Raw genomic sequence first — 25,441 nt, forward strand, 5'->3', positions numbered from 1 at the left:
ATGCGATTGCGAGGTGAGGCGGTCACGATCTGGTGTCGGCTGTGTCCAGAGGGGTCAGCACCGCGTCTAGCGAATGATGTACCGATCGGCGGTTGATGTCCGGGACTGCCATCCCACGCGTTCGAGTTCGGGGACGTCGCCGGCCTGCTCGGGGTAACCGATGCAGAGGTAGGCGACCAACGACCATGAGGACGGGACAGCGAGTTCGGCCGCGACCTCGGCGGGTTCGAGGATCGACACCCATCCGACGCCGACGCCGCGGGCGCGCGCGGCGAGCCACAGTGTGGAGACGGCCGTGACGACCGAGTACTCGAGCGTTGCGGGCACCGTGCGCCGGCCGAGGCCGTGTCCCTGAGCAGGGGAATCGTCACAGAAGACCGCCAGGTGGACCGGAGCGTCGTCGAGGCCGGCGAGTTTCAATGACGAATACAGTTGTGCGCGTTCGCCGTCGTAGCCGCCGAGGGCTTCGGAATTGCAGCGGATGAAGTTGTCCCGCACGGCCTCCCGTGAAGCAGTCGACTGCACCTCCACCCACCGCCACGGTTGGCTGTTACCGACCGATGGAGAAAGTTCGGCGGCGGCGATGATTTCCGGGAGAAGATGAGTCTCGAGCGGAAGTCGACTGAAACGCCTCACGTCGCGCCGCCAACGAAAAAGCCGGTCGAGGTCATCAACGAAGGCCGCGTCGAAGTTTTCGTCGCTTGGGGCAACTGTTGTTGGGTCAACTGTCGTTGGGTCAACTGTTGTCCGGTCAACGTCCACTGGTGCCTCCCTTCCCAGACTTCGGTGTCTGAGGCCGATCTCGGCATCCAAAGGTAGCGTGCGGACGTCAGAACGGTGGTGGCTCGCCGGCCTGAGGTGTCGGGGCGTCGGCGCGGGCTTTCTTCTCGGCTGCCTGTTGGGCGGTTTCGCGGCGTTCCTTGTTGCGGGCACGCTCGGCTCTCCGCCGTGCGTGTTTGGCGGCGGTGCGGTCGGTGGTGGGACGGGGTGTGCGGTCCGGGCCGATGACGCGTGGTGTGGGTGGGGCTTGGGATGCTTGTTCGAAGCGGATTTGTCGCAGGTTGGGGAACAGATCTTCGAGGGTTTCGGCCTCGCCGGGGATGATGAACCCTTCAGGGGTGACGTATTCGGTGACCAGGCGGCCGTCGGTGTCGCGGTACTGCACGTCCACCCAGTCGCCATGAGTTTTGAGTAGGTGCCCGGCCCGGCATTTGGCGTTGAGGTTCTCACTCGAGGTCTTCCCGCCCTGGCGGGGAAAGACACGGTCGTATTCGACGACATGATCGACATCGGCACTGAATGCTGACCGCGTGCAACCCGGTTCGGTGCAGTAGCCGTCCCGCACACGCACAAAATCGACACACGACGCGGTCGGCCGATACGGATCGCCGGGGTGAGAACCCGGATACACCACCACAACACCATCACGCTCGGTGCCCCGATCCGGTTCCGGTGCATACGACTTCGGCTGCGGCCCGGCGAGATGGCTGGTTCTCGAGATGCCGCCGGTGTCGTCGGCGTCGGTCGTGCGGTCGGCGGCGACGATGCTTGTCGGTGGTGTCCGGACCGGGGTGACCGATCTGATGACCGCGTCCTTGCGGGCGGCGAGGTCACGGACGTGGTCGTCGCAGATGACGCCGTGACCATCGACCCAGCCGGGTCCGGAGGCCCCGGCCAGGGTGGCGGTGTCGGTGACGACGTGGATGACGACCTCGGTACTCACTGATGTGACCACCGAAGATGTGACCACCGAACTCGGGTCGGGGATGGTGGCGGTGCAGTCGTCCTGGCCGCACAGGCAGTTGAATTCGGTGCCGGTCAGCAGGGCGAACATGGCGTCGGAGTTACGTTGGCTGCGGGTGCGTCGGTCGTCGGCACATGCTGCATCGGCCAGCGCGCGGACGGCTGTGGCGGCGATGCGGATGTTCTCCGCGGCCATCACCCCGGTGATCTCACCGGTGCCGTCGGCCAGGGTGCGAGTCCACACGCCACGTTTGTCCAGTGCTTCGCGGCGGCGTTCGCGTACCGCGTCGGCATCGCAGCCGAGCACCAGGCGGTCGACCATGTCGCGCAGACCGGTGGTCGACCACGACCCGGCCCGGTTGCGGAGCAGGCCGGCGATCGATTCGTCGAGGACCTCGATGATCGGCCGGCTGTCGGGATCGTCGGGGTCCAGCCGGTCGCCATCAGCCACCAGGTTGGTGCGGGCGATGATGTCCTGCACCTGCTTGCGGGAGGTGATGCCCTCGCGCAGCGTGGCCAACACGTGCGGTAGCCGGTCGCGCAGGCACAGTGCTTCGTTGACGAGTAGCTCTGCCTGGTAGCGGGTGATCGCGGCTTCCCGGCCGACACGGGCCACCACGTCGGCGAAACCATCTGTGATGTAGCTGTTTGCGGCGGGGGTGAACAGACGGTCACACAAGATGAGGATCGTGTCGTAGCGGCACCAGGCGAGATAGGATTCCCCGGCCCGGATCGCACCCAGGGCGGCCATGTGGGTTGTGGTGTCGGACTGGGCCGCCTGGGCACGATCGATCCCGGCGATGAACTCGCCGGGTAGATCGGTCCATGCCGTCACGGTGACTCCGAAAGTGCTGTGGCACCGCTTGGTTGGCGGTCCCGACTGGGTATTCACCCAATGTAGACCCGACCACCGACAACTCTGATCGGCCATCCACAGCGAGTAGGTGTGTGCGACACCATCTTTGCCCGCCCGGACTTGGAATTGACCAACGGATCGAGGGTGCCGGTCACCAGGGGCCTCGATCGCGGTCCTCGGCTGGCGCCTCGTCCCTACTCGGCCGGCAGAAGGATCGCGGCCGGCAACGCGGTCCTCGGCCGGAAGGGAATCTCCGGTCTTCGCTGGTGGTCTGTGGCAGTGGACAACTGCCACGTTGTCCACAGATCGCCGCCGTTGCAGGCCGACCGTTGACTCCTGGGTGTGTTCCTCGGCGATGCTGTGCGCCATGTTGGGACAAACGCAGGCGGTGGGCCTGAATGCGTTCGCCGCGGAGGTGGTCGACGTGGAGGCGAGTGTGAGTTCGGGCCTGCCCGGGTTCGCCGTGACCGGCAACCCGGACGCGTCGGTGCGCGAGGCGCGCGACCGGGTACGCGCGGCTATCAAGAACTCGGAGTTCAAGTTTCCCGAGCTCAAGGTGACGGTCGCGCTGTCACCCGCGGACATGCCGAAGATCGGTTCCGGATTCGACCTTTCCATGGCCTTGGCGATCCTGGCGGCTACGGGGCAGGTGCCCTCCGACAAGCTCACGACGACGATCTTCCTGGGAGAGCTCGGTCTCGACGGGAAGTTGCGACCGATCCGCGGGGTGTTGCCCGCGGTGATCGCCGCGCGGCAGAAGGGATACCGGCGTGCGGTGGTGCCGATCGAGGTGGTGGCCGAGGCCGCGCTGGTGGAGGGGATGGACGTCGGCGGGGCGACCAACCTGAAAGAGGTGACACGGTGGCTGATGGGTGATCACGTGCTCGACACCGTTCACGACGTGCCCGCCAAACCTCCGCCGCCGGTGCCGGACATGGCCGACGTGGTCGGTCAACACGAAGCGCGTCACGCTCTGGAGATCGCGGCGGCCGGAGCCCATCACGTGCTGATGACCGGTTCGCCGGGGATCGGGAAAACCATGCTCGCGCGGCGACTTCCGGGCATCCTGCCGCCCCTGGGACTCGAGGACTCGCTCGAGGTGACGGCCATCCACTCCCTGGTGGGGGAGTTGTCGCCGGGGCATCCGTTGGTCACCGAACCACCGTTCATCGCACCCCATCACAGTTCGTCGACCACGGCGCTCCTCGGCGGCGGCACCGGGTTCGCCCGTCCCGGCGCGGTGTCCAAGGCGCATCGTGGCGTGCTCTTTCTCGATGAGTGCGCGGAGATGAGTGTGAAGGCCCTGGAATCCCTGCGAGAACCCCTGGAAGACGGCGAGGTTCGGGTCCCCCGCCGGGACGGGGTGGCCGTGTACCCGGCCAGGTTCCAGTTGATCCTTGCCGCGAACCCGTGTCCGTGCGCACCTGCCCACGACGTCGACTGCGTGTGCTCGGCGGTCGTACGGCGACGCTACCTCGGCAAGCTGTCCGGGCCGTTGCTCGACCGCGTCGACATCCGTGTCCGGATGGACCCACCGGGCAATGCGGCACTGATGAGCGGAGCGGGTGAGGCGAGTGCACAGGTGCGGGAACGTGTCACCGCCGCCCGCGCCACAGCGGTGGAGAGATGGTCGGAATTCGGCTGGCGCACCAACGGCGAGGTCCCGGGTTCGGCGCTCCGGCAGAAGTTCCGGCTGCCGCCGGACGCACTCCGGCCGATCGAACTGTTCCTGCGCGACGGCCGGGTGACGGCCCGGGGAGCCGACCGGGCACTGAGACTGGCATGGACGCTCAACGACCTCCGCGGCACCGACCGACCCACCGAAGACGATGTGGCGCAGGCCCTGATGTACCGAGACCGAGGGGCGACCTGGTGACCGCGGACCATCCGGCGGAGTTGACGGCGTGGGCCTATCTCGCGCGCGTGGCCGAGCCGCCCTGTGCCGAGGTGATCGCGCTCGTCGACGAGGTCGGACCGGTCGAGGCCGCCTCGGCGATCCGCCGGCGCAAGGTGCCCGACGATCACCGTGCCGTCCTGGCCGCGACTGCTGCTCGATATGAAACAGACTGCACGGCAGAGGATCTGGATATCGCGTTGCGTATCGGTGCGCGGCTGGTGACGCGGGCCGATCCGGAGTGGCCGGCGTGGTCGCTGCTCGCGCTCTCCCAGGCGGACACCGCGGCACGCGGCGGGGAACCCCTGGCACTGTGGGTTCGGGGGCCGGCCCGGCTCGACGATCTCGCTGCGGCGTCGGTGGCGCTGATCGGTTCCCGCGCGGCGTCGTCCTACGGCGAGCACGTCACGCAGATGCTCGCCTCGGGGCTGGCGGGGGAGGGCTTCACGGTGATGTCCGGCGGCGCCTTCGGTATCGACGGCGCTGCGCACCGGGCGGCGGTCACGACCGGCGGCGTCACGGCCGCGGTGATGGCGTGCGGGATCGACCGCGACTATCCCGCGTCGCACGCCGCGCTGCTGGCCGAGATCGCGCGGACCGGCGCGGTGATCAGTGAGTACCCGCCGGGGACGACGGCGGCCAAGCATCGATTCCTCACCCGTAATCGCCTGGTGGCCGCGATGAGCCTGGGCACAGTGGTGGTGGAGGCGGGTCGACGTTCCGGTGCGGCGAACACCGCGGCCTGGGCGCGCAAGCTGGGGCGGCCGCTCGGTGCGGTCCCTGGTCCGGTGACCTCGGCGACGTCGGTCGGGTGCCACCGGATGATCGCCGACGATCTCGCGGTACTGGTGTCCGATGTGGCGTCGGTGGTCAACCTCGTCCGGCCCGAAGGTGGCGGCGACGTCGGCCGGGGGCGGGCGAAGGCGACCGACGGACTGACCCCGGACCAACTCCGCGTGCACGACGCCATCCCGGGACGGGGAGGGGTGGGAATCGAAGAGATCGCGTTCGCCGCGGGCCTGGACGTCGCCGTGGTGCGTTCGGCTCTCGCGCGACTCGACGTCGGCGGGCACGTCGAGAACGTGGGAGGGCAGTGGCGACTGGCCGCGAGGTGAGCCCACCCGCGGATCAGCGTCGCGTGAGGATGTTGATGAAGATGCGGAGGTCCTCGGACGTCGCCTGGCGGAGGCGGCCGTGCGCGTGGACGAACCCGATACCGGCGTAGAGCAGGGTCGTCGCGCGGGCGTGCGCCTCGGTGTCGGAGAAGCCGAGTTCATGCAGGGCCTGGTTGGCGATGTGCAGGGTCCGGTCGTCGAGTTCGGACACCGAATCGGCGATCGAGGCGTCGGTCTCGGCCCAGCGCCGCATCGCTGCCTCCATGCCCCAGCGCCGGGGATCGGAGACGAGAGCGACCATGGCTTCGATGCGCTCGGCCGGGGGAAGGTTCTCGAACGCCTCGATCCGGGCGGCGGCGGCGGACTGCACTTCACGGACGTGATCCGACAGCGCTGCCTTCATGGCCCCGATGTCGGTGAAATGCCAGTAGAAGCTGCCCTTGGTGACTCCGAGCCTCGCGCTGAGCCGCGAGATCTTGAGGCCCTCGATACCGTCGGCGACCAGGATCTCCACGGCCGCGTCCATCCAGTCGTCCGCGCTGAGGCGGGACCCCCGCTGGGGGGCGGATTGATCCACTGGCTGATCCGGCATGGATGCACCTCTGGGGTCGGTATCTCGCGAGGTCTGATTTCAACATTTGCAAACTCTCAGATCACATCGCTTGATCATGAGAAAACCTTACAAGCCTGAAGAGGTAGTTCGCTTTGCTAAACCTAAGGTGACCCTCACCTGAGGCGTAGGATCGTCGCGACAAGGAGGTTCGATGGCCAAGCGGTTGAACACGATGACGGTGCTCCGGAGGGAGCGGCTCACCCCGCACTTCGTACGTCTCTACCTGGGGGGTGAGGGATTCGACGACTTCCGGCCCGCGGTCGGCAAGAGCGGAGAACCCGACACCGACATGTACGTGAAGTTCGTCTTCGCCCCGGACGGTGTCACCTACGCCGAACCGTTCGACCTGCAGGAGATCAGGGCCGCCGAGCCGCCCGATCGCCAACCCGTGCTCCGGACCTACACCGTCCGACGCGTCGATGAGCAGGCCCGCGAGATCGCCGTCGACTTCGTCGTCCACGGCACCGAGGGCATCGCCGGGCCCTGGGCGGAGTCGGTCCAGCCGGGCGAGACCGTCCGGTTCATCGGTCCGGGCAGCGGATACCGACCCCGCGCCGACGCCCCGTGGCATCTCCTCGCCTCCGACGAAGCCGGACTCCCGGCCGTCGCGGTAGCTCTCGAAGCATTGCCCGCCGACGCGGTGGCGAAGGTGTTCATCGAGGTCGCCGGACCCGAGGACGAACTCCCACTCGCCGCACCCGCGGGCGCCGACATCGTCTGGGTTCACCGCGGCGGCCCCGCAGGCGAGGTCGATGAGTCCGTGGCCGGCGACAACGCGCCGCTGATCGCGGCCGTGCGTGACGCCGAATGGCTCGAGGGCGAGCCGCAGGTGTTCATCCACGGGGAGGCCCAGGCTGTGATGCACAACCTGCGCGCATACATCCGCAAGGAACGCGGCGTGAGCGCTGCGAACGCATCGATCTCCGGATACTGGCGGCGCGGCCGCACCGAAGAGGGCTTCCGCAAGTGGAAAGCCGATCTGCGGGCCGCCGAGGAAGGTGTGGGCGCGAAGGGGTGAGTCGACAACGGGGGTGAGTCGGCATCGATCGGGCCACGACACCGCGTGTGCGGTTGCGGTGTGAGCCGCCGCGGGGTGTGCTCGTGGGCATGCTCGAGGACTTCGCCGACCACCTGCGCCTGGAAAAGGGCTGCAGCGAGCACACGATCCGCGCCTACGTCGGCGGTGCCCGCGCCCTGGTGACCTTCGCGGGGGCGCGGGGTGTCGCCGCCGCCGACATCGACCTCGCACTGCTGCGTGCATGGCTGGCCGAACTGAGCAGACGCGGCGCGGCGCGGACCACGATCGCACGGCAGGTCTCGGCGGCGAAGACGTTCTGCGGGTGGGCCGTCCGCGAGGGGATCATGGCCACCGACCCGTCGCAGCGGTTGAAGGCACCGAAGGCGCACCGCACCTTGCCCGCGGTTCTCGCTCCGGCGCAGGCCGAGGCGGCCATCGAGGCCACGGCGGCCGACCGCGAACCCGGCGACCCGATCGCATTGCGCGACAAGGTCATCCTGGAGTTGTTGTACGCCAGTGGGATTCGAGTCGGAGAGCTGTGCGGTCTCGACGTCGACGACGTGGACACCGGCAGACGCGTGGTGCGGGTGATCGGCAAGGGCGACAAGGAACGCTCGGTTCCCTACGGGGAGCCCGCCGCTCGTGCCGTCGACGCCTGGATGCGACAGGGGCGCCCGGCGCTCGTGACCGAGAAGTCTCCTCCGGCGCTCCTGCTCGGGGCGCGCGGTGGGCGACTCGACCAGCGGATGGCGCGGACCGTGGTGTCCCGCGCGGTGGAGTCCGCGGGAGGTCCCGCGATGGGGCCCCACGGGTTGCGCCACAGCGCCGCCACCCACCTGCTCGAGGGTGGCGCGGACCTGCGCGTCGTGCAGGAGCTGCTCGGACATTCCTCGCTCGCGACGACCCAGATCTACACGCACGTCAGCGTCGAACGCCTGCGGGCGGTGCACCGTCAGGCGCACCCGCGCGCGTGATCACGGGTCGGGCCCGACCGGTTCGAGTCCGACCGGTTTGAGACGGACCCGCACCGCGCCGAGCAGGCCCAGGGGATCGAGGTACTCCGCGGCGCGGCCGCTACCGCGACGCGCGCCCCAGTGCAGGCACACGAGCACCGGACAGCCGGGATGCCCGGCGGAGACGGTGCCGATGACCTCGCCGCGGGACACGTGATCGCCCGCCTCGACGCCGGCCTCGACCGGCTCGTAGGTGGTGATCACGCCGTCCGGGTGCTGGACCGACACGACGGGCCTGCCAGCGACGTTCCCCTCGAACCGCACCCGTCCCGCACCCGCGGCGAGTACGGGCATCCCCGGGGCCGAGGCCAGGTCCACTCCGCGGTGGCCGGGTTGCCAGCGCTGCGCCGGGGCGTCGAACGCGGTCACCACCACCGGGCGCGGCGACAGTGGAGCGGAATAGTCCGGAGGCCGGGCCCAGGCGGTGCCCGCCGTGACGCCGGGTGAAGCGGTGAGTGCGGCGACGATCAGACCTGCGACGATGGGCGTGGTGTACGGCGGTGGGGAGCGGAACAGCGGCATGCTGGTTGGACGCAGCGGATGCCGGTTCGGATCCGCGAGGCGTCGGGGACGAGACGGTTTTGGTTTTAGCTGGTGCGCGGGCGTAAACTTCTCCACGCACCTCATCTGTTGTTGATGGGGTGACTTCGCGCGCCTGCCCTCAGGCCCGTGCTGCGACCAGGGTTCACATCTCTGACCAGCGCGGTTCCGATACATACGCCGAGTGAGCAGTCCCGGGACGGTTCCGTACCGCCTCCGGTGGCACTCGGTGCGCGGCGCCAGGGTCGACGTCAACCGGACGTCGACGACAACTGCGACAAAAGGAAAATCATGGCCGTCGTAACCATGAAGCAGCTGCTCGACAGCGGCGCACACTTCGGGCATCAGACCCGCCGTTGGAACCCGAAGATGAAGCGTTTCATCTTCACCGACCGCAACGGCATCTACATCATCGACTTGCAGCAGACGCTGACCTACATCGACAAGGCGTACGAGTTCGTCAAGGAGACGGTCGCCCACGGCGGCACCATCCTCTTCGTCGGCACCAAGAAGCAGGCGCAGGAATCGATCGCCGGCGAGGCGACCCGTGTCGGCATGCCGTACGTCAACCAGCGCTGGCTCGGCGGCATGCTCACCAACTTCAACACCGTGCACAAGCGTCTCCAGCGCATGAAGGAGCTGGAGACCATGGAGCAGACCGGTGGCTTCGAAGGTCGCACCAAGAAAGAAATCTTGATGCTGACCCGCGAGAAGAACAAGCTCGAGCGCACGCTCGGCGGTATCCGCGACATGGCCAAGGTGCCCTCGGCGGTCTGGATCGTCGACACCAACAAGGAGCACATCGCCGTCGGCGAGGCGCGCAAGCTGAACATCCCGGTCATCGCGATCCTCGACACCAACTGCGACCCGGACCTCGTCGACTACCCGATCCCGGGTAACGACGACGCCATCCGCAGTGCTGCCCTGCTCACCCGCGTCGTGGCCTCGGCCGTGGCCGAGGGACTCCAGGCGCGCGCCGGCGCCGCCAGTGGCGACGCCAAGCCGGAAGCCGGCAGCGAGCCGCTCGCCGAGTGGGAGCAGGAGCTGCTGACCCAGGCTGCAGCACCGACCGGTGGCGCAGCAGTCACCGAGGCACCGGCCGCCACCGAGGCGCCGGCCGCCGCCGAGGCGCCGGCCGCCGCCGACGCACCGGTCGCCAGCGACGCACCGGCTGCCCAGTAGCTCCGGCTGCTCGGTCATCCGGTCCCACCACACACTTTCCGAAGGAGGCTCGCCGACGATGGCGAACTACACCGCAGCTGATGTGAAGCGTCTCCGTGAGCTCACCGGCTCAGGGATGCTCGACTGCAAGAACGCGCTCGCCAACAACGACGGCGATTTCGACAAGGCCGTCGAGGAACTGCGTATCAAGGGCGCCAAGGATGTGGGCAAGCGTGCTGAGCGCTCCACCGCCGAGGGCCTGGTCGCCGCCAAGGGCGGCGCCATGATCGAGATCAACTCCGAGACGGACTTCGTCGCCAAGAACGCCGAGTTCCAGCAGCTCGCCGAAGATGTCGTGACCGCGGCCGCCGCGGCCAAGACCAACGATGTCGACGAGCTGAAGAAGGCTCCTCTGGGCGACGGCACCGTCGACGAGGCAGTCGCGGCGCTCTCGGCCAAAATCGGCGAGAAGCTCGAACTCCGTCGCGTCGCCTACTACGACGGCCCGGTCGCCGTGTACCTGCACAAGCGTGCATCGGACCTGCCGCCGGCTGTCGGCGTGCTGGTGTCCTACACCGGCGAGGGCGCGGCTGCCGAGGAGGCCGCTCGCGGCGCCGCCATGCAGGTGGCCGCGCTCAAGGCGCGTTACGCCACTCGTGACGAGGTCCCCGCGGACGTCGTCGAGAACGAGCGTCGTATCGCCGAGCAGACCGCCAAGGAGGAGGGCAAGCCCGAGCAGGCTCTGCCCAAGATCGTGGAGGGTCGCGTCAACGGCTTCTACAAGGATGTCGTGCTGCTCGACCAGGCGTCCGTACAGGACTCCAAGAAGAGCGTGAAGGCTCTGCTCGACGATGCCGGTGTGACCGTCAACGGCTTTACCCGCTTCGAGGTCGGTCAGGCCTGATCTGATCTGAACGCCGAATCGCCCCGTCTCCTCAGGGAGGCGGGGCGATTTGTTCTCTGTCGGTCCCTGCCCAGCAGCAGGGCGGTGACGGCGATCGTGGCCGTGACCGCGGCGAGTGCGCCGAGTGTGGTCTGCAGGGCGCTCAAGAAGGTCCGCGCCGTCACCGCGCGCGCCGCGTCCTGCGTCCACGCGGCCACCGGGGCCGAGGGGGAGCATCGTGCGTGCGGTCGGGATGCGGAGAACGCAGCTGCGCCTGCGCACACCAGGCGAACCGATCGGCGACGACTTCGCGCAGCAGCGTCGCCGCGAGTCCGGCGACCGCGCCGTAGATCCCGAACGCCAGGCCGTGTCGCCGTTTGTCGAACAGCGCGGCGATCAGGGCCAGTATCTGCGCCGACATGAGGGCGGCGCTGACGCCCTGCGCGCCACGCGCCGCGATGAGCCTCCCACGGTCCTTGGGCCAGGCCGCAGAGGACGCTGGTGACCGTGAACGCGATCATGCCGGTCACGAACAGCAGGCGGCGACCCAGGCGGGCGTCCAGGGTGGCGGCCGCCGGCAGGGTGCACGCGAAGGCCAGCGTGTAGACGGTGAGGACCAGCAGTTGCCGGGAGGTCGACGCGCCGAGGTCCACGGTCAGATCCGGCAGCGCGATGTTGACGATCGTGGTGTCGGAACATCTGCATGAACACCCCGAGGAGGCACCCCGCCAGCGCCGGCCATGCGCCCGGGGAATCTGCACCCGGGGAATCGCGGTGCGCCCCGTCGGACGGGTCCCGGCCGGCGGCCGGGTGCGCGGTCACGACGTGAGTGCGGGCAGCGACGGTCGGTAGTCGCCCTGGTTGGCCACCGCGCTGATCACCTCGACGAACCGATCGACGTATCGCCGTACCGAGTCGTGCGCCACGTCGGTGTCGGGGTGCAGCAACGTGATCGAGGTGTTGTCCGGGAACCGGTTGACCCACATGTAGACCTCTTCGCTGCTGCCGCGATTACCGAAGAGGCAACCGTTGCCGGCCTCGAAGATCTCCACTCCGGGCAGCTTGCGGACGTCGACGTAGGAGACCATCGGCACCGCCCACCCGGGGGAGACCCTGACGGCGTCGGAGGTGCCGACGAGTTCGAGAACGCGGTGAAAAGAGATGTCGGTGAGCTCTTTACCGGCTTCATAGCTCCGCGCGGCATGCGGCGCGAGGGAGCGGAACGTGGTCCCGCCGTCGATGGTCAGGGGGACCGGGATCAGGCTGGTGAACCAGCCGACCGAGTTCATCTCCGCGGCACCCGACCGTGTGCTCTTCGGGGTCATGCCGAAATACTCGGTCTCCCCGGTGAATTCGGCGAACAGGAGTCCTGCGACCGCCATGATCCCGGAGATCACGTTGGCGCCCAGCTCGCGACAGACGTTCTCGAACCGGAGCGCGGCGGCCTCGTCGAAGACCGTCGCGTTGACGATCGCACTGCGGGTGTAGGTTTCGGCACCTGTGTCGAGGGGGAGCGGGAAACTCGGTAACCGTCCACCGTTGGCCTGGACCAGGTCGATCCACCGCTTCACGTGCGGCGACTCGCGGGTCAGTTGCCGTGAGATCGTTCGTTCCCGTGTGCAGTAGTCGAGATAGCTGCCGACCGGCGCAAGTTCGGCAGTGGTGCCGAACGCCGCATTCATGTACAGCGTCAGCAGATCCACGCACGTGATGGCCTGGGAGATCCCATCGGTGTTGAGGTGGTCGGCGGCGGCGTAGAGGGTGAACCCGCCCTCCCACTCGATGGCCCCGAAGGTGAAGCAGTCCCAGTGGAACGGGCCCGAGGTCTCGTCCTGCACGTGCTTTCGAAGCGCATGCGCGTCGTGCTCACCGTGCTGCACGGGAATGAGTTCGACGACCTCGGGCGCGACGAGGTGGCGTCGGACAGTGCCGTCGTCCTCCATGGAGAACCACGATCGGAAGCTGTCGTGCCTACGCACGAATTCGTTGACCGCAGTAGTCATCGCGGCCACGTCGAGGGGGGCCGCGACGTCGAAGGCCATCAGGCAGAGTCGGGCGAAGCGGAATCCCGCGGACTCGTTGCGCCACGCCACCCGGAGATACTCCTCCTGCTGGTGGGAGGGCGGAGCAGGATGCACCGGCGCCTGATCGGCAGTCGTCACCGAGGCGAGCGAGGCCACCCAGCTGGTCAGATGTCCTGGTCGGGGATTCCAATCATCGATCAGGCCGAACTTCATCATCTGCTGGTTCCTCGATTCGTCTGCGGACACGTGTTCTCGATCCGTCATCGCCGGCGGGGTGACCCGAACGGCGGTCGGCACGCACGCTACCCGAGGGGGTCGGCGCACCACGGTGGAACGGGAATGACGAACGCGCGGAACCGCTGCGCTGCAACAGATCTGTGCCAACCTCGGGGCCGACCGTAGTGGGACGTGTGACCCACCTGGACACCGACTCGTGTCGTCCGGCAGACTGCCGGGATTCCGATGGACATGGGTCGCAGCATCGGGGGAAGCGGAGGGCATGAACGGTCAGGAGCGCAGCAACGGGTGTCCCCGGGCACGAAAGGCGACGGTTGTCGCGATCGCCGTGTTCGCCGCGATCCTGGGTCTGGCGGCCCCGGCCGCGGCGGTCCCGGGCGGTGCCCCGATCATCGGCGAGACGGTGCACGCCGGCGGCGAGCTCGAACTCACCGTCCGGTCGGCGGCGATGGACCGGGCCGTGTCGGTGAAGGTCCTGCCCGCGAAGGGCGGTGGACCCGCGCCGACGCTCTACCTGCTCAACGGGGCCGCCGGTGGCGAGGGCGGCAGCAGCTGGTTCGACCGGACCGACATCAGGAGTTTCTTCGCCGGCGAGCACGTGAACGTCGTCGTCCCCATGGGTGGCGCGGCCAGCTACTTCACCGACTGGCTCCGGCCGGATCCGGTACTCGGCGTTCAGAAATGGTCGACCTTCCTGACCGAGGAGCTGCCGGCGACCATCGACCGGCGCTTTCGCGCCACCGGTCGCAACGCGATCGCCGGGATCTCGATGGCGGGCACCTCGGTGTTCCAGTTGGCACTGCACGCACCTCGGCTCTACCGGGCGCTGGGCTCCTTCAGCGGTTGCGCTCAGACAAGCGACCCACTGGGGCAGGCAATGGTCCGGTTGGTCGTCGAAGGTCGCGGAGGCGGGAACACGATGAACATGTGGGGGCCGCCCACAGACCCGGCGTGGCGTGCGAACGATCCCTTCGTGCACGCGGAGTCGTTCCGCGGCAAGGCCATCTATGTGTCCAACGGCTCCGGGATGCCCGGCCGGTACGACACGATCGACGGCCCGGGGATCGACGGGAACGGTTCCAAGCTGTTCGACCAGATCGCCGTCGGGGCGGTGATCGAGACGGCCACCGCGCAGTGTTCGCGCAACCTGGAACGGCGTATGCGTCAGATCGGTGTGCCCGCGACCTTCCACTTCTATCCGGGCGGGACCCACGCCTGGCCCTACTGGCAGGACGAGTTGCATCGCGCATGGCCGCAGTTCAGGGCGGTGCTCGGGGAGTGAACGCACAGGGCGTCACGGTCTCGGCGCATGCGGGCTCGGCGACGTGGCTCGAGTGCAACACCTGGGATCGACCCCGCGCCACCACCGAGGAACTCCTCGACCGAAAGGCGGGCCGGACGATCTCGGCGTTGGTCCTCGCGCTCGACGAGGACTGGCCCGTGGCGCAGGCCGTCGGCTCGGCGGTGACGCTGGCGGGCTCGCTCCTCGACGAGATCGTCGTCGTCGTCGAACCCGGGTCGTACGGCGCGGCGGTTCATGACGCGGCGCACTCCGGGGTCAGGGTCGAGACGCCGGAGTCGGCGTTGCCGGGTGTGCCGCTGCGGCCGGGGCGCGGAGAGGTGTTGTGGCGGTCGCTCGCGGCGACCGACGGCGACGTCGTGGCCGTCGTCGACGCCGCACTCGCCGACCGGGTCGCCGGGGTGCTCGCGCGGCTCGTCGAGCCCATGCTCCTGGTGCCCGACCTCCATCTCGTCCTCGGCTATCACCCGTCGGCAGGGGACGACCCCGAGCCCGACGGCTCCGCCGTGGGCACCCGCCTCACCGAACTGCTGGTGCGGCCGCTGATCGCCGCGCTGTGTCCAGCACTCGCCGGGGTGATCCAGCCGCTGGGAGGCGAGTTCGCCGGAACACGCGAACTCCTCAGGACCATCCCGTTCGCGCCCGGCCACGGGGTGGGGATCGGCATGCTGGTCGATGCCGCGGCCAGATTCGGGATCGACGCGATCGGCCAGGTCGACCTCGGGCCGCACGGCTGGGCCGATGCGGCGTCGCCCGATGCAGCGGCGGCCGAGGTCGGCTCGGCCGCCCGGCAGGTGGTCGCCACCCTGCTCGGCAGACTCGGCATCGAGGATTCGGGGGCGCCGTCGACGGGATTTCTGCTCGACGACGACGGTCCCACGCTGACCCGGACATACCCGGTCACCGACGACCGCCCACCCTTGTCGACGATCATGGGCGAGTTGCTCGCGGGCGGGATGAGGCGCTGACCGACGCGTGTCGCGAGTCGCATTCGGGGCGAAGTACCATGGTTCACCGAACCGACGAGTGAGGAAGCCGATGAGCGAAGCGTCCGATCCCACCCCGAGTGGGAGTTCCGATTTCCGGCGCGACGGATTTCAGCGGGTTCTGCTGAAGTTGGGTGGCGAGATGTTCGGCGGAGGCGAGGTCGGGCTGGATCCCGACGTCGTCGGCACCGTGGCCGATCAGATCGCCGATGTGGTCAATTCCGGTGTCCAGGTTGCCGTCGTGATCGGCGGCGGGAACTTCTTCCGCGGCGCCGAACTCCAGCAGCGCGGCCTCGACCGCAGCCGCTCGGACTACATGGGCATGCTCGGCACTGTGATGAACTGCCTTGCGCTGCAGGACTTCCTGGAAAAGCGTGGCATCTCCACCCGGGTACAGACCGCCATCTCCATGGGCCAGGTCGCCGAGCCGTACCTGCCGTTGCGTGCGCAGCGACACCTCGAGAAGGGCCGCGTGGTGATCTTCGGCGCCGGCATGGGCATGCCGTACTTCTCCACCGACACCACCGCGGCGCAGCGCGCCCTCGAGATCAAGGCGGAGGTGGTGTTGATGGCCAAGGCCGTCGACGGCGTGTACGACGCCGATCCGCGCACCAACCCCGACGCCAAGCTCTACACCGAGATCACCCACCGTGAGGTGCTCGACAAGGAGCTGAAGGTCGCCGACGCGACCGCCTTCAGTCTGTGTATGGACAACAAGATGCCGATGTTGGTGTTCAATTTGCTCCAACAGGGAAATATCGCGCGCGCCGTCGCGGGCGAGCGCATCGGCACGCTGGTACGCACCTGACCGACGGGCCGAGCCCAGGCCACTGACACCGGCCGCTGACACCGGCCACTGACGAACACCGACCGAACGGAACAAGGACGAACATGATCGACGACGCGTTGCTCGACGCCGAGGAGAAGATGGAGAAGGCGGTCAACGTCGCCAAGGATGACATGGGATCCATCCGCACCGGCCGCGCCAACCCCGCCATGTTCAACAGGGTCACCATCGAGTACTACGGCTCGATGACACCGGTGACGCAGGTCGCGAGCATCAACACCCCCGAGCCGCGGCTCGTCGTGATCAAGCCGTACGAGGCGTCGACCCTGCCCGCCATCGAGAAGGCCATCCGCAACTCCGATCTCGGGGTGAACCCCACCAACGACGGCACGATCATCCGCGTGGCGATCCCGCAGCTCACCGAGGAACGGCGTCGCGAGCTGGTCAAGCAGGCCAAGGGCAAGGGTGAGGACGCCAAGGTCTCGATCCGCAACGTCCGGCGCAAGGCCGCCGAAGAGCTCAAGCGCATCCAGAAGGACGGTGAGGCCGGGGAGGACGAGGTCACCCGGGCCGAGAAGGAACTCGACAAGACCACGACAACCTATGTGCACCAGATCGACGAACTCGTGAAGCACAAAGAAGATGAATTGCTCGAGGTGTGAGCACTGCCCCGCAACGAGGCGGTGACGCGAGGAACGACACGATGACCCCTCCCGACGGCGCTGCGCCGGCACCCGAGAAGAAGTCGCGCGCCGGACGTGACCTCCCCGCCGCGATCGCGGTCGGCGCCACCCTCGGCGTCAGCATCATCCTGATCCTGCTGTTCGCGCCGATGATCTGGTACGGCGTCGTCTCCGTCGCCTTCGCCATCGCCACCTGGGAGGTCGCCAAACGGCTCCGCTCCGCCGGCTACGACATCGCGCTGTGGCCGCTGCTGATCGGCGGTCAGGCGATCATCTGGGTCAGCTGGCCGTGGGGCCCGACCGGTGTGCTCGTCGCTTTTGTGGCGACGGTCCTGGTGTCGATGGTGTGGAAGCTGCTGGCACAGGGAATCAACAACGCCCCGGTCAACTATCTCCGCGACCTCGCCGTCACCGTGTTCGTGCTTGCCTGGTTGCCGTTGCTGGCGTCGTTCGGTGTGCACCTGGTGGTCCAGGAGGACGGCGCCGCGCGCGTCGGGACCCTCATGGTGGTGGTCGTCTGCTCCGACGTGGGCGGCTACGCGGCCGGCGTGCTGTTCGGCAAGCACCCCATGGCGCCGGCGATCAGCCCGAAGAAGTCCTGGGAGGGCCTGGTCGGCTCGCTGCTGATCGGGACCATCGGCGCCGTGTGCTGCATCACGTTCCTGATCGGCAGCCACTGGTGGATCGGTCTGATCCTGGGTCCCGTGCTGGTCGTGTGCGCGACACTGGGCGACCTGGTGGAATCGCAGGTCAAACGCGACCTCGGCATCAAGGACATGGGCACGCTACTGCCCGGTCACGGTGGCATCATGGACCGCCTCGACAGCCTGCTGCCCTCGGCCTTCGTGGTGTGGGCCGTGCTGACCGCCCTGTTGTAGAGCTTGCTGCTGCTATTTCGTCGTCTTGTTCAGGGCGCGGCGCAGCTGGAACATGCGCAGTCCGCCGACCAGTGCGACGATCAGGGCACCGGCGATCGCCGCGATCAACAGGCTCACTCCCAGTGGGAGATTGACCTCCCAGAAGATCACCATGATCCGCTGACTGTCGAGGTTCTGCAGGATGAACACCAGCAGCAGGATGAGGATCGCCGCGCCGATGACCACACCGAACCAGGTCGCCCGGGTGCGGGTGTGTTCGACATCGGCGACCGTCTGCCGGAGCCGGTCACGTTCGGCCTGCATCGCCGCGTCGCCGGTGTCCGGGTCGGGCTGCATCTGGGATGCCTGCGCGGTCGGCACAGGCTCGGGCGCGTTCTCCCCGCCGGGCCGCTGGGCACCCCACTCGGGGACCGGACCCCCATGTCGCCGGTTATCGGGTGTCGTCATGGGTCCATCATGACATGCGACAATGGCGGGATGACCTCATTGCCACTTGTGTTCGACGCGCCCAGACGCGGGCTGCCGCCGACACACTTCGCCGACCTCGATGCCGCAGGACGCGTCGCGGCTCTGGCCGAGCTGGGGCTGCCGAAGTTCCGCGCCGACCAGTTGGCCCGCCAGTACTACGCACGTCTCAACGGAGACGTCGACGAGATGACCGATCTGCCTGCGGGTGCCCGTGAGGCGGTTCGGGACAAGCTCTTCCCACAGCTGCTGAACCCGGTCCGGCACATCTCCTGCGACGACGGCTCCACCCGCAAGACGCTGTGGCGGTTGCACGACGGCACCCTGCTCGAGAGCGTGCTCATGCGCTACACCGAGCGCAACACACTGTGCATATCCAGCCAGGCCGGGTGCGGCATGGCGTGCCCGTTCTGTGCGACCGGACAGGGCGGGCTCGACCGCAATCTGTCCACCGCCGAGATCGTGGACCAGGTCCGGGCCGCGGCCCGAGCTCTCCGTGACGGCGAGCTCGGCGAACCGGGCCGGCTCTCCAACGTGGTGTTCATGGGGATGGGGGAGCCGCTCGCCAACTACAAGCGGGTCGTCAGCGCGGTCCGGCAGATCACCTCACCCGCCCCGGATGGTCTCGGGATCTCCGCCCGGTCGGTCACCGTGTCGACCGTCGGTCTCGCTCCGTCGATCCGTCGTCTCGCCGACGAGGGACTCGCGGTGACCCTCGCCGTGTCGCTGCACACGCCCGACGACGAGCTGCGCGACACCCTGGTCCCGGTGAACAACCGGTGGTCGGTGGCCGAGGTGCTCGAGGCGGCGCGGTACTACGCCGACACCACCGGACGACGTGTGTCGATCGAGTACGCCCTGATCCGCGACGTCAACGATCAACCGTGGCGCGCGGATCTGCTTGGGAAGAAGCTGCACCGGGCGCTGGGCTCGCGGGTTCACGTGAACCTGATCCCGCTGAACCCGACGCCGGGGTCGGAGTGGGACGCCAGTCCCAAGCCGGTCGAGCGGGAATTCGTCCGCCGGGTACGCGAACAGGGTGTGTCGTGCACCGTGCGCGACACCCGCGGGCAGGAGATCGCCGCGGCGTGCGGACAGCTCGCCGCCGAAGAGCGCTGATCCGAACTCACACCGACAACCCACCGGGCAGAAAAAGAAGAACGCCGAGCGTGTCTGCTCGGCGTTCTTCTCATTCGAAGGTGTGGGGGTCGGTCAGGACCACTTCCCGCGGCTCATCCACCAGCCGCGCACGCAGAAGAACAGCACTCCGACCGCAAAAGCGATGAGCCAGATGTCCTCGACGTGACCGGTGTGGTTACCGATCATCATCAGCAGCAGGAAGATCGCGAAGAACACGCCCGCCCCGTAGAAGGTCTTGGTCGCCTGCCCGTGCCACCCGAATCGGGCCGACGGGGCATCGGCGGGCTCACGGCGCCAGCCGGTGTCCACGACCTCGGCGTGTCCCCCAGTGTGCTCCACATCGGTGCTTGCCACAGCCACTCCTCACAGCGCGGACGTCAGATCTCTGACGATCGGTAGTAGTTCCCGATCAGCATAGCCTCACACCTCCGGCGCGGGTCGCGTCGACCCGCCACCGGAGAGACGCACCTCGCCGCGGCGAGCCGGACACGCCCGTCGGTGACAGAATGCCGCCATGCCGATGTCCGAACGCCGCACGCTTGCCGACTACCGAGCGGAGTCCTACCCGCGCGACATGGTCGGGTACGGCCAGAACCCGCCCGATCCGCAGTGGCCCGGCGGTGCGAAGATCGCGGTGCAGCTGGTGCTCAACTACGAGGAGGGCGGGGAGAACAACGTCCTCGAGAACGATCGCGGCAGCGAGACGTTCTTGTCGGAAATCGTTGGTGCGCAGTCTTTCCCGAACCGTCACATGAGCATGGAGAGCATGTACGAATACGGGTCCCGGGCCGGCGTGTGGCGTGTGCTGCGGACCTTCGAGCGACGCGGGTTGCCGCTGACCGTGTTCGCGGTGGCGCAGGCGATGGCGCGCAACCCCGAAGTCGCGGCGGCCTTCGTCGAACGCGGCGACGAGATCGCCTGTCACGGATACCGATGGCTGAACTACCAGCTGCTGAACCCGGCGGTGGAACGCGAGCACATGCGTGTCGGCATCGAACTTCTCACCGAGATCACCGGTGAACGCCCGCGCGGGTGGTACACCGGGCGCGACTCGCCCAACACCCGGGAGCTCGTCGTCGAGCAGGGCGGGTTCACCTATGACGCGGACAGTTACGCCGACGACCTGCCCTACTGGGTGAAGGTGCCGCGCGGCGCCGACCTCGTCGACCATCTCGTCGTGCCGTACACCCTCGACACCAACGACATGCGGTTCGCCTCGCCCGGCGGGTTCCCGTCCGGCGAGCAGTTCTTCGCGCATCTGCGGGATGCCTTCGACGTGCTCTACCGCGAGGGAACCGAGGGTTCGCCGAAGATGCTGTCGGTGGGGTTGCACTGCCGCATCGTCGGCCGTCCCGCCCGGCTGGCCGCACTGGAACGCTTCCTCGATCACGTGCAGTCCCACGACGACGTGTGGATCACCCGGCGCATCGACATCGCCGATCACTGGCGCAAGGTCCACCCCGTCGGCTGAGACGGCCCGATCCGGGCATGGTCCAGAATGGACGAGTGCCCACACGTGTGTTGATTCTCGGCTCCACCGGTTCGATCGGCGTCCAGGCGCTGGAGGTGATCGCCGAGCATCCCGAGCGCTTCGAGGTCGCCGGACTCGGTGCCGGTGGCGGCAACCTCGATCTGCTCGCCGAGCAGGCTGCGACCTTCGGCGTCGGAGCCTCGCGCCTGGCCGTCGCCGACCCGGACCGGGCGGGTGAGATGGCGCGACGGGTCGGGGGAGCGGTCCTCGGCGGGCCCGACGCCATGTGCGATCTGATCGACGCGAGCACCGGCGACACCGACGACGGGGGAGTCGACGTGGTCCTCAACGCCGTCGTCGGTTCGATAGGACTGGCACCGAGCCTCGCGGCGCTGCGGTCCGGCGCCCGGCTGGCACTCGCGAACAAGGAGTCCCTGGTCGCGGGCGGGTCGCTGGTGCTCGACGCCGCCGCTCCCGGGCAGATCGTCCCGGTCGACTCCGAACACTCCGCGATCGCCCAGTGCCTGCGTGGGGGTACGGCCGACGAGGTCGACCGACTGGTGCTCACCGCCTCGGGCGGGCCCTTCCGCGGCTGGACGCGCGAGCAACTCGAGGACGTCACCCCCGAGCAGGCAGGCCACCATCCCACCTGGTCGATGGGGCCGATGATCACGCTCAACTCGGCGACCCTGGTCAACAAGGCACTCGAGGTCATCGAGGCCCATCTGCTGTTCGGCGTCGACTACGACCACATCGACGTGACCGTGCACCCGCAGTCGATCGTGCACTCGATGGTGACCTTCGTCGACGGTGCGACCCTCGCCAAGGCGTCGCCGCCGTCGATGAAACTCCCGATCGCGCTCGCGCTGGGGTGGCCGGACCGGGTTCCCGGGTCGTCGTCGGCGTGTGACTTCTCGACCGCGTCGTCGTGGACCTTCGAGCCCGTCGACGACGAGGTGTTCCCGGCGATCGAACTCGCGCGCTCCGCGGGCCGCGCGGGCGGCAGTCTCACCGCGGTCTACAACGCCGCGAACGAGGCCGCCGCCGCCGGGTTCTTCGCAGGTACGATCCGGTTCCCGCGCATCGTCGAGATCATCGCCGACGTGCTCGGCGAGGCCGATCAGTGGCGTGCGACGCCAGGTACTGTGGAGGAGGTCTTCGCCGCCGATCGGTGGGCCCGGGATCGTGCCGCAGTGCTGGTGGCCGCATCCTCGTGAGCTGGGATCTCCGGCGATCGGGTCGTCGTCGTGATCTGGATGGAGTGAGTACGTGAGTTTCGCGATCGGTGTCACGCTGTTTGCGGTGGCGCTGTTGCTGTCGATCGCCTGGCATGAGTGTGGTCACATGTGGGCCGCGCAGGCCACCGGCATGAAGGTCCGGCGCTACTTCGTCGGCTTCGGTCCGACCATCTGGTCGACGCGCCGCGGCGAGACCGAATACGGGATCAAGGCACTGCCGCTCGGCGGCTTCTGCGACATCGCGGGGATGACCCCGCACGAGGAGCTCGCCGCCGACGAGGTCGACCGCGCGATGTACAAGCAGAAGGCCTGGAAGCGGCTCGTCGTGCTGCTGGCAGGTCCCGCGCAGAACTTCATCCTCGGATTCGTCCTGATCATCATCGTCGGACTGACCTTCGGCCTGCCGAACCTCAATCCGCCGCCGGTGCCCGCGAAAGTCGCCGAGACGCAGTGTGTGTCGTCGACCATCACCATCGCCGACGGTAAGCAGACCAACTCGCCCTGCACCGGCGCCGGACCCGCCGGGGCCGCCGGACTGCGGCCGGGCGACGAGATCGTCGCCATCAACGGCACGCCCGTCGGCAAGGCCGCCGACCTGACCCCGGTGATCCGTGAATCGACCGGTCCGGTCGCACTCACCGTCGACCGCGACGGGCAGCGCCTCGAACTGACGATGACACCGGAGCCGGTCACCGTCACCGCGAAGAAGGCCGACGGCACCACCGAGAGCCAGACCTACAACATGGTCGGCATCGCCTACGACGTTCCGCCGGGGATCGTCTCCTACAGCGGCCTCGACATCATCCCGGGGGCGATCGGCTTCACCGGCGACCTGTTCGTCGAGACGTGGAACGCGCTGCTGTCGCTGCCCTCGAAGATCGGTGCGCTGTGGACCGCGGTCACCGGTGGTGAGCGCGCCCTCGACACCCCGGTCAGCGTGTACGGCGCCTCGGTGCTCGGCGGCCAGGCCGTCGAACGCGGCCTGTGGGACATGTTCTGGATGCTGCTGATCAGCATCAACTTCTTCCTCGGCCTGTTCAACCTGGTCCCGCTGCTCCCGCTCGACGGCGGTCACATGGCCATCGTCGGCTACGAGAAGGGTCGCGACACCGTCCGCCGCTGGTTCGGCCGGGCGCCCGGAGCAGCGGTCGACTACTACAAGCTGCTGCCGATCACCTACGCCGCGGTGGTCGTGATGGCCGGCTTCATGGTGCTCACACTGACCGCCGACATCGTCAACCCGATCAACCCGTGGTGACCCGGTCCGGACAGGCACCCGGTGCCGAATACCAGCTACGCCAACCGCTACCCACAGAGGTGAAGAGATGAACGCCCCGACTTCCGCGAACGCCGTGCCGATCGGACTCGGCATGCCCGCCGGACCGCCGCCGGTGCTCGCCCCGCGTCGCAAGACCCGGCAGTTATTCGTAGGCTCGGTCGGCATCGGCAGCGATCATCCGATCTCGGTGCAGTCGATGACCACCACCAAGACCCACGACATCAACGCCACCCTCCAGCAGATCGCGGAACTGACCGCGTCCGGTTGCGACATCGTGCGCGTGGCCTGCCCGCGTCCCGAGGACGCCGAGGCCCTGCCGATCATCGCCCGCAAGTCGAAGATCCCGGTGATCGCCGACATCCACTTCCAGCCCAAGTACATCTTCGCCGCGATCGACGCGGGATGCGCCGCGGTGCGCGTGAACCCGGGCAACATCAAGGAGTTCGACGGCCGCGTCAAAGAGGTCGCGAAGGCGGCGGGCGACGCGGGCATCCCCATCCGGATCGGCGTCAACGCCGGATCGCTCGACAAGCGCATCCTGCAGAAGTACGGCAAGGCCACCCCCGAGGCGCTGGTCGAATCGGCGCTGTGGGAGGCGGGGCTGTTCGAGGAGCACGGCTTCGGCGACATCAAGATCTCGGTCAAGCACAACGACCCGGTCATCATGGTCGAGGCCTACCGGCAGCTCGCGGCCCAGTGCGACTACCCGTTGCACCTCGGCGTCACCGAGGCCGGGCCGGCGTTCCAGGGCACCATCAAGTCGGCCGTGGCCTTCGGCGCGCTGCTGTCGGAGGGCATCGGCGACACCATCCGCGTGTCCCTGTCGGCGCCGCCCGCCGAGGAGATCAAGGTCGGCGACCGGATCCTGCAGTCGCTCAACCTGCGTCCGCGCAAGCTCGAGATCGTCTCGTGCCCGTCGTGCGGTCGCGCGCAGGTCGACGTCTACAAGCTCGCCGACGAGGTGACCGCAGGCCTCGAGGGCATGGAGGTCCCGCTGCGTGTGGCGGTCATGGGGTGTGTCGTGAACGGTCCGGGCGAGGCCCGCGAGGCCGACCTGGGCGTTGCCTCCGGCAACGGCAAGGGGCAGATCTTCGTCAAGGGCGAGGTCATCAAGACCGTTCCCGAGGCGCAGATCGTGGAGACATTGATCGAAGAAGCGCTGCGAATTGCCGAGGAGTCGGGAGAAACTGAAGGCGACACACACGTGGGCCCGCCCGTGGTGACCGTCTCGTAGGTCCCGCAGGAACCTGTCGAGGGAGGAGCGGCGTTGCTGAAGTTGCTGGGCGACAAGCCGCTCGGCGCGCGAGACGCGCCCGCCGTCGAACGTGTCCTCACCTCTGACCCGGTCGCCATGTGCATGGTCGCGGCCCGCTTCGAGACCCACGGGATCAATCCGCGCCTCCTCGGCGGCGAGCTGTGGACCGCGCACAATCCGTTGTCGTCGCTGTGTTTCTCCGGCGCCAACCTGATCCCGCTCACCGGCGCACCCGAGGACCTCGACTACTTCTCCGACCGCGCCGTGGCGGGCCCCCGGGCCTGCTCGTCGATCGTCGGCCGCGCCGACCTGGTGCTGCCGATGTGGGAGCAGATCGAACCCGTCTGGGGCCCGGCCCGGGAGGTGCGGCCCGCGCAGCCGCTGCTCGCGCTCATGACGTGCTCGGCCGTCCCGACAGATCCGCTGGTGCGCCTGGTCACCCTCGACGACCTCGACGCCTACATGCCCGCCGCTATCGACATGTTCATCGGCGAGGTGGGTGTCGATCCGACCACCGGCGACGGCGGCCGCTCCTACCGGCGGCGTCTGGCGTCGCTGATCTCCGCACAGCGGGTGTTCGCCCGCTTCGACGGGCCCGACGTCGTGTTCAAGGCCGAGATCGGGTCGCTGTCGCGACGCGTCGGTCAGATCCAGGGTGTGTGGGTCTCGCCCGAGCGGCGAGGTGAGGGTCTCGGGCTCGGCGGCACCGCCGCGGTCGCCGAGGCGGTCTCCGCGCACGGCCGGATCCCCAGCCTGTACGTCAACAGCTTCAATGTGACCGCCCGGGCGGTGTACGAGCGCATCGGATTCACCGAGGTGGGCGTCTTCGCCACCGTCCTCGTGGATTGAGATCACCCACACC

Annotated in this window: 24 protein-coding genes and 1 pseudogene; 17 read left to right on the forward strand and 8 right to left on the reverse strand. The window is 68.2% G+C overall.

What is annotated here, in order from left to right; translation table 11 throughout:
* Window positions 1–66 precede the first annotated feature (66 nt).
* Window positions 67–762, reverse strand: a complete 696-nt coding sequence (bluB, locus tag H1R19_RS10085) for a 5,6-dimethylbenzimidazole synthase (protein WP_219851325.1) — start codon at window positions 760–762, stop codon at window positions 67–69.
* A 67-nt stretch (window positions 763–829) separates the two neighbouring features.
* On the reverse strand, window positions 830–2,578 hold the full coding sequence (locus H1R19_RS10090) for an HNH endonuclease signature motif containing protein (protein WP_244970935.1): 1,749 nt from the start codon (window positions 2,576–2,578) through the stop codon (window positions 830–832).
* 388 nt (window positions 2,579–2,966) lie between these two features.
* Here H1R19_RS10090 and H1R19_RS10095 point away from each other — a divergent pair, with 388 nt between their 5' ends.
* Both H1R19_RS10095 and dprA read left to right on the forward strand, forming a co-directional pair.
* Window positions 2,967–4,475, forward strand: coding sequence for a YifB family Mg chelatase-like AAA ATPase (locus H1R19_RS10095; RefSeq protein ID WP_219851326.1), 1,509 nt, complete (start codon window positions 2,967–2,969; stop codon window positions 4,473–4,475).
* Window positions 4,472–5,608: a DNA-processing protein DprA gene (gene dprA, locus H1R19_RS10100; RefSeq protein ID WP_219851327.1), complete on the forward strand. Its 1,137-nt coding sequence runs from the start codon at window positions 4,472–4,474 to the stop codon at window positions 5,606–5,608. The genes H1R19_RS10095 and dprA overlap by 4 nt, the downstream gene beginning before the upstream one ends.
* 13 nt (window positions 5,609–5,621) lie before the next feature.
* Here the strand turns inward: dprA and H1R19_RS10105 are convergent, their stop codons facing one another.
* A complete protein-coding gene (locus H1R19_RS10105) occupies window positions 5,622–6,200 on the reverse strand; it encodes a TetR/AcrR family transcriptional regulator (protein ID WP_219851328.1) in 579 nt (192 codons plus the stop codon).
* 172 nt (window positions 6,201–6,372) lie between these two features.
* On the opposite strand from H1R19_RS10105, the gene H1R19_RS10110 reads away from it, so the two are divergent.
* Together H1R19_RS10110 and H1R19_RS10115 are read left to right on the forward strand one after the other, a co-directional pair.
* Complete coding sequence (locus tag H1R19_RS10110) at window positions 6,373–7,239, forward strand: siderophore-interacting protein (protein WP_219851329.1); 867 nt, start codon at window positions 6,373–6,375, stop codon at window positions 7,237–7,239.
* A gap of 89 nt (window positions 7,240–7,328) precedes the next feature.
* Window positions 7,329–8,213 (forward strand): tyrosine recombinase XerC, encoded by an 885-nt coding sequence (locus H1R19_RS10115; RefSeq protein WP_188329312.1) that lies wholly within the window; start codon window positions 7,329–7,331, stop codon window positions 8,211–8,213.
* Here H1R19_RS10115 and H1R19_RS10120 read toward each other — a convergent pair whose 3' ends face one another.
* Window positions 8,214–8,774, reverse strand: coding sequence for a M23 family metallopeptidase (locus H1R19_RS10120; RefSeq protein WP_219851330.1), 561 nt, complete (start codon window positions 8,772–8,774; stop codon window positions 8,214–8,216).
* Window positions 8,775–9,083: 309 nt separating this feature from the next.
* Here H1R19_RS10120 and rpsB point away from each other — a divergent pair, with 309 nt between their 5' ends.
* Together rpsB and tsf are read left to right on the forward strand one after the other, a co-directional pair.
* Window positions 9,084–9,974, forward strand: coding sequence for a 30S ribosomal protein S2 (rpsB, locus tag H1R19_RS10125; RefSeq protein ID WP_188329021.1), 891 nt, complete (start codon window positions 9,084–9,086; stop codon window positions 9,972–9,974).
* 58 nt (window positions 9,975–10,032) lie between these two features.
* Window positions 10,033–10,857, forward strand: coding sequence for a translation elongation factor Ts (gene tsf / locus H1R19_RS10130; RefSeq protein ID WP_188329022.1), 825 nt, complete (start codon window positions 10,033–10,035; stop codon window positions 10,855–10,857).
* 295 nt (window positions 10,858–11,152) lie between these two features.
* Here tsf and H1R19_RS10135 read toward each other — a convergent pair.
* Window positions 11,153–11,541: pseudogene (locus H1R19_RS10135) on the reverse strand (MFS transporter); the annotation flags it as partial.
* Between the two features lie 113 nt (window positions 11,542–11,654).
* Window positions 11,655–13,076: a condensation domain-containing protein gene (locus H1R19_RS10140; RefSeq protein WP_219851578.1), complete on the reverse strand. Its 1,422-nt coding sequence runs from the start codon at window positions 13,074–13,076 to the stop codon at window positions 11,655–11,657.
* Between the two features lie 283 nt (window positions 13,077–13,359).
* Between H1R19_RS10140 and H1R19_RS10145 the strand changes: the two genes are divergently transcribed.
* From H1R19_RS10145 to H1R19_RS10165, 5 genes are all read left to right on the forward strand, one after another.
* Window positions 13,360–14,379, forward strand: a complete 1,020-nt coding sequence (locus tag H1R19_RS10145) for an alpha/beta hydrolase (protein ID WP_188329024.1) — start codon at window positions 13,360–13,362, stop codon at window positions 14,377–14,379.
* Window positions 14,346–15,365: a glycosyltransferase family protein gene (locus H1R19_RS10150; protein ID WP_219851331.1), complete on the forward strand. Its 1,020-nt coding sequence runs from the start codon at window positions 14,346–14,348 to the stop codon at window positions 15,363–15,365. Before H1R19_RS10145 ends, H1R19_RS10150 begins: the two co-directional genes overlap by 34 nt.
* Window positions 15,366–15,435: 70 nt before the next feature.
* Window positions 15,436–16,191 carry a UMP kinase gene (gene pyrH / locus H1R19_RS10155; protein WP_188329026.1) on the forward strand — a complete coding sequence of 252 codons (756 nt, stop codon included), beginning with the start codon at window positions 15,436–15,438 and terminating at the stop codon, window positions 16,189–16,191.
* Between the two features lie 83 nt (window positions 16,192–16,274).
* Window positions 16,275–16,832 carry a ribosome recycling factor gene (gene frr / locus H1R19_RS10160; protein ID WP_188329027.1) on the forward strand — a complete coding sequence of 186 codons (558 nt, stop codon included), beginning with the start codon at window positions 16,275–16,277 and terminating at the stop codon, window positions 16,830–16,832.
* A 41-nt stretch (window positions 16,833–16,873) separates the two neighbouring features.
* The gene (locus H1R19_RS10165; RefSeq protein WP_219851332.1) at window positions 16,874–17,731 is read left to right on the forward strand and encodes a phosphatidate cytidylyltransferase; all 858 of its coding nucleotides are present in this window, start codon (window positions 16,874–16,876) and stop codon (window positions 17,729–17,731) included.
* 12 nt (window positions 17,732–17,743) lie between these two features.
* Here the strand turns inward: H1R19_RS10165 and H1R19_RS10170 are convergent, their stop codons facing one another.
* Window positions 17,744–18,178: a LapA family protein gene (locus H1R19_RS10170; RefSeq protein WP_219851333.1), complete on the reverse strand. Its 435-nt coding sequence runs from the start codon at window positions 18,176–18,178 to the stop codon at window positions 17,744–17,746.
* 30 nt (window positions 18,179–18,208) lie between these two features.
* On the opposite strand from H1R19_RS10170, the gene rlmN reads away from it, so the two are divergent.
* On the forward strand, window positions 18,209–19,315 hold the full coding sequence (rlmN, locus tag H1R19_RS10175; protein WP_188329030.1) for a dual-specificity RNA methyltransferase RlmN: 1,107 nt from the start codon (window positions 18,209–18,211) through the stop codon (window positions 19,313–19,315).
* A gap of 93 nt (window positions 19,316–19,408) precedes the next feature.
* Here the strand turns inward: rlmN and H1R19_RS10180 are convergent, their stop codons facing one another.
* Window positions 19,409–19,690, reverse strand: a complete 282-nt coding sequence (locus H1R19_RS10180) for a DUF2631 domain-containing protein (RefSeq protein WP_188329031.1) — start codon at window positions 19,688–19,690, stop codon at window positions 19,409–19,411.
* 160 nt (window positions 19,691–19,850) lie between these two features.
* Here H1R19_RS10180 and puuE point away from each other — a divergent pair, with 160 nt between their 5' ends.
* From puuE to H1R19_RS10205, 5 genes are all read left to right on the forward strand, one after another.
* A complete protein-coding gene (puuE, locus tag H1R19_RS10185) occupies window positions 19,851–20,807 on the forward strand; it encodes an allantoinase PuuE (RefSeq protein WP_372631143.1) in 957 nt (318 codons plus the stop codon).
* 17 nt (window positions 20,808–20,824) lie between these two features.
* Complete coding sequence (dxr, locus tag H1R19_RS10190; RefSeq protein ID WP_188329032.1) at window positions 20,825–22,024, forward strand: 1-deoxy-D-xylulose-5-phosphate reductoisomerase; 1,200 nt, start codon at window positions 20,825–20,827, stop codon at window positions 22,022–22,024.
* A 52-nt stretch (window positions 22,025–22,076) separates the two neighbouring features.
* Window positions 22,077–23,303 carry a M50 family metallopeptidase gene (locus tag H1R19_RS10195; protein ID WP_188329033.1) on the forward strand — a complete coding sequence of 409 codons (1,227 nt, stop codon included), beginning with the start codon at window positions 22,077–22,079 and terminating at the stop codon, window positions 23,301–23,303.
* A 67-nt stretch (window positions 23,304–23,370) separates the two neighbouring features.
* Entirely contained in the window at window positions 23,371–24,558 is a 1,188-nt protein-coding gene (gene ispG / locus H1R19_RS10200) for a flavodoxin-dependent (E)-4-hydroxy-3-methylbut-2-enyl-diphosphate synthase (RefSeq protein ID WP_188329034.1), read from the forward strand.
* A gap of 33 nt (window positions 24,559–24,591) precedes the next feature.
* Window positions 24,592–25,428: a GNAT family N-acetyltransferase gene (locus tag H1R19_RS10205; RefSeq protein ID WP_219851334.1), complete on the forward strand. Its 837-nt coding sequence runs from the start codon at window positions 24,592–24,594 to the stop codon at window positions 25,426–25,428.
* The last annotated feature ends 13 nt before the right edge of the window (window positions 25,429–25,441 follow it).

It is taken from the genome of Gordonia jinghuaiqii, from assembly GCF_014041935.1.
Lineage (GTDB): Bacteria > Actinomycetota > Actinomycetes > Mycobacteriales > Mycobacteriaceae > Gordonia > Gordonia jinghuaiqii.